The organism is Bradyrhizobium sp. P2_E8 (genome assembly GCF_056403875.1).
In genome coordinates this window covers 1-1,481 of record NZ_JBFUES010001391.1, presented here as the reverse complement: position 1 = coordinate 1,481, position 1,481 = coordinate 1, and the positions used below count along the sequence as shown (strand labels likewise).

General features: G+C 65.2%; 2 protein-coding genes. Both read right to left on the bottom strand.

Translation table 11 applies throughout. The features are described 5' to 3' along the window. A partial coding sequence (locus tag AC1D00_RS40745) for a thioredoxin family protein (RefSeq protein WP_477014597.1) occupies window positions 1-452 on the bottom strand: 452 nt, incomplete at its 3' end. A 30-nt stretch (window positions 453-482) separates the two neighbouring features. Continuing rightward, the gene (locus AC1D00_RS40740; protein ID WP_477014596.1) at window positions 483-1,181 is read right to left on the bottom strand and encodes a cytochrome c biogenesis CcdA family protein; all 699 of its coding nucleotides are present in this window, start codon (window positions 1,179-1,181) and stop codon (window positions 483-485) included. Window positions 1,182-1,481 lie beyond the last annotated feature (300 nt).

Here is a 1,481-nt window from a genome sequence, read left to right as displayed (position 1 = left end):
GGCCAATACTGGTTGCTGTAGGCATTCCAGGTCTTCGAATCGTTGTCCTGCGCCACCGGATAGGTGATGCCGTGACGCTTCAGGGCGGCCTGCACATTGGAGGCCGAGCGCTCGAACGGGAATTCCGGCGTGTGCACGCCGACCACCACCAGGCCCTTGTCCTTGTATTTTGCGTAGAGGTCGGTGACGTGCGGCAACGTGTTGACGCAGTTGACGCAGCCATAGGTCCAGAAGTCGACCAGCACGACCTTGCCGCGGAGATCGGCGATGCTGAGCGGTTTCGAGTTGAACCAGGTGCTGATCCCGGTGAAGTCGGGCGCGGTCTGCTGGCTTGCGGCGGCGGTGACGACAGGTGTGGCGCGCGCGGCCTCGTCGCAGATGCCGGGGATGACGGCGCCTGTCACGGCCATGCCGATCAGGGCGGCGGATACGGCGAGCAGTTTCAAGGTCATGGAAGCGTCCTCCGTTGTGATGCGAAGCGATCACAGGCCGATCTGGCCGGTGGGATAGAATCCGGTGAGCCACGCCACGATCAGCGTGTCGTATTGGAAATAGGCGGCGAGCGCGAAGCCGATCACGACGACGCCAAAACCCTGCTGCAGGCGCGGCGAGATGCGCGCGAGGCTGCGCACGCGCGTGGTCGCGGCCTGTCCGCCATAGGCAATCGCGAGCATCGGGATCGCCGCGCCGATGGCGTAGGCGACCAGCAGCGTGCTGGCCCAGGCAAGATTCTTCGACGTCGCCACCAGCGTCAGGATCGATCCGAGCACGGGCCCTGCGCAGGGCGTCCAGACCAGGCCGAGCGTGGTGCCGAGGATGAGCCCGCCAAGCGCGCCCTCGCGTTGCACGACGCTGGAAGCCCCGAGATCGAGCCAGCCATTGAGCCGGATCGACAGCCATTCGAACGGCGCCGGCCACAGCATCAGGAGGCCGAAGCCGAGCAGCAGGATCGATGCGGCCTCGCGCAGCACGTTCGGATCGAAGTCGAACAGCCGCGTGATCGCGCCGAGCAGCAGTGCGGTCGCGGAGAACGACATGACGAAGCCGAGCGCGATCATCGCAGGGCGCAAATGTCCCGCGCGCCCGATCGAGGCGCCGAGCAGGATCGGCAGCATCGGCAGCGTGCACGGCGCGGCGATGGTGAGGATGCCGGCAAGGACGGCGAAGATCAGGTCGAACATGGGGCACTCGTGAAGGAGGTCACGAGGGCAGTTCGGGATGGATGTATCAGTCGTTACGTGGCGTCACGCCTTCGTGACGGGCAACGCTGCTCGCCCCGATGTCGGTGCGCTCCCTCCCCCCGCAAGGGGGGAGGGAATGAGCGTGCCGCCCTCACTCAAGCTGAGAGGTGCACCGAGCCCATGTTTGGACCCGGCACCCCCAAACACAAAACGACCCGGAGGGGGGCATCCCGTCCGGGTCGCTAGAGGTCTTGGGAGGTTTAAGCAAAATCGTATGAGAGCTTTATAGGAGGGAAGTTT